Origin of the sequence: Moorena sp. SIO4A1 (genome assembly GCF_010672065.1) — a bacterium.
Lineage (GTDB): Bacteria > Cyanobacteriota > Cyanobacteriia > Cyanobacteriales > Coleofasciculaceae > Moorena.
In genome coordinates, this window is record NZ_JAAHHX010000296.1 from 1 (window position 1) to 2381 (window position 2381).

General features: G+C 37.3%; 2 protein-coding genes. Both read left to right on the top strand.

The features are described 5' to 3' along the window. Positions 1-344: 344 nt before the first annotated feature. Positions 345-1157, top strand: a complete 813-nt coding sequence (locus F6K53_RS37480) for a MinD/ParA family protein (RefSeq protein WP_293084710.1) — start codon at positions 345-347, stop codon at positions 1155-1157. Positions 1158-1177: 20 nt separating this feature from the next. Then, a partial coding sequence (locus tag F6K53_RS37485) for an MBL fold metallo-hydrolase (protein ID WP_293084713.1) occupies positions 1178-2381 on the top strand: 1204 nt, incomplete at its 3' end.

Below are 2381 nucleotides of genomic sequence, written 5' to 3' on the forward strand. Positions count from 1 at the left end.
CTCGGCTTCGACGCTCACTCGGAGCCACCCGAGTTCGCGGAGCAGCATGAACATCGCCACCGAGACAACGCCGACGAAACCAACAATCGAGGCGACCCCGACGAAGAATTTACAGTAGTGAAAATACTTTAGAATCTTCTGTTACCTATGATGATGAAATGAGTGATAACCGCTTAGATAATTTAACGTTAGCTGGCTCTCGATTTAATTGGATGTTGCAGCAACTCAAAACCTTGAATAATAATCAGCATTATTTCAATAGAATCACAGAATAGTTAGCCAAGTTGTTGAGAACAATTTGGAAAAGTTAGCTACGTCATAGTTGTATATTTGGATAAAATTAGATGTCTATTATTGCCATTCACTCTTATCGAGGGGGAGCCGGAAAAACCAACATAACTGCCAGTTTAGCGACTATTGTTGCTAGTCAGGGTTATCGAGTTGGAATTGTGGATGCAGACCTCCACAACCCAGGTATTTATGTGTTATTTGGGTTGAATAAAGATCATTTAGGTTATTGTTTAAACGATTACCTATGGAATCGTTGTCAAATTACTGAAGCTGATTATGATGTAACGTCCGTGTTAGGTCTTCAAGACCGCTGTCAGATGACTGAAACGGACTATGATGTGATTGCCAAGAAAAAAAAGTCAACAGAGAACAGTTTTCTTTCTTTGGTTCCAGCCAGTATGAAACAAGAAGATATTAGCCGAATGTTGCGAGAAGGCTATGATGTTCGTCTACTAGAAAAAGGGTTTAGAGCTTTAATTAATGAACTCAATCTAGATTTTCTGTTTGTTGATACTCATCCAGGTCTCAATGAAGAGGTATTAATCTCTTTAACTTTATCGGATACTCTGGTTTTAATTATGAAACCTGATCAGCAAGATTTTCAAGCAACTGGGATTCTGTTGGACTTGGCAAACAAGTTAAACATACAGAAAACCTTGCTGGTAATGAATATGATGATTGAATCGTTATGGATTGATCGTTTTAGCCATAAATTTAAGGACGAATATGGATTTTCGTTGGCTGCAGTTATTCCCTGGTCAGAAGATATGAAGATGCTAGGAAGTCGAAAGATTTTTTCTCTGGCTTTTCCTGAACATCCGCTTACTGAAGTTTTAGAAAAACTGGCTCATAAAATCATAAATTAGTATAAATTTTGAGGTGAATTATGCAGATTCAGATGATTGGTCACGCTTCTATCTTTGTTGAGACTGAAAATTGTCAAATCTTGATGGATCCGGTTTTGTGGGATTCTCACTGTGAAGGAATAGAAGATATTTGTCCTAAACGAAAAGTCTACCATGACCAGATTCCAGGGTTTGATATCTTGATTATCTCTCATCGTCATTTAGATCATTTTGATATTCAATCCCTAGCTTCTCTACCGAAAAATGTTGATGTCTTGATTCCTCAAGATAAGTTGATGGAAACGTGTTTACGAGATTTAGGATATTCACAAATCTATAAATTGAAAGATTGGAGTGAGGTCAAAATTGGGTCAACTCGTTTAATTGCAACTCGTTCAGAAAATCGTGTTCCTGAATATGGGATGTTATTCACTGACCCTTCAGGGGTGTTCTGGAATCAAGTTGATTCGGTGGTAAGTGTTGAAACAATTCGTAAGGTTAAATCTCGCTATCCTCAGATTGATTTTTTACTAGCAGGTTGGCAACCGATGTTAGAAACAGAACATCAAAATAATCAGCCTTGTTCATTTCCTTATGCCGCCTATGATCAAGAACTAAAAAAGATTAGTTTAATTAAACCCCATTCTATTGCTCCGGGAGCCAATGGATTTAAGTTTATTAAGGGTACATCTTGGTTAAATAAAGTAGTTTTTCCCGTTACTAGGGAGCAATTCTGTCGAGATGTAGCCATTGTTTGTCCAGAAGTTGGAGAAAATGTTTTTCCTTTGAATCCAGGGGATGTAGTGACTTTCAAAAATGGCGAAGTTAGCTACATGAAACAAAAGTCTTCTTTTGTGCAAATGGTAGAGGATGATCGCTATGACTTACGTTTCTCGCCCACTAATACTGATGATTGCCTGATTGATGATAATTCTGATAACTATGATTTAGAGGAAATGAAGCAAACGATTCGCTCGGAAATTTGCTGTAATTTTCCTAAATTTATTAAGGATAAGCAAGACTCTTTATTTCTAGAGTATTGCCATTGGAATTTAATTTATCAGCTAGAAATTGTCTTCCCAGATGAAACGCAACAATACTACTTTGATTTTTCCGAAGAGAATATTGAGTGTCACACTGGGTATAATCCTTTAGCCCATGTTTTTACAAGCATTGCTGCTTCTAATTTTTACGGTATGAGTAAAGGAATTAAAGGATGGGATTCTGCTCATATGGGCGGCTACT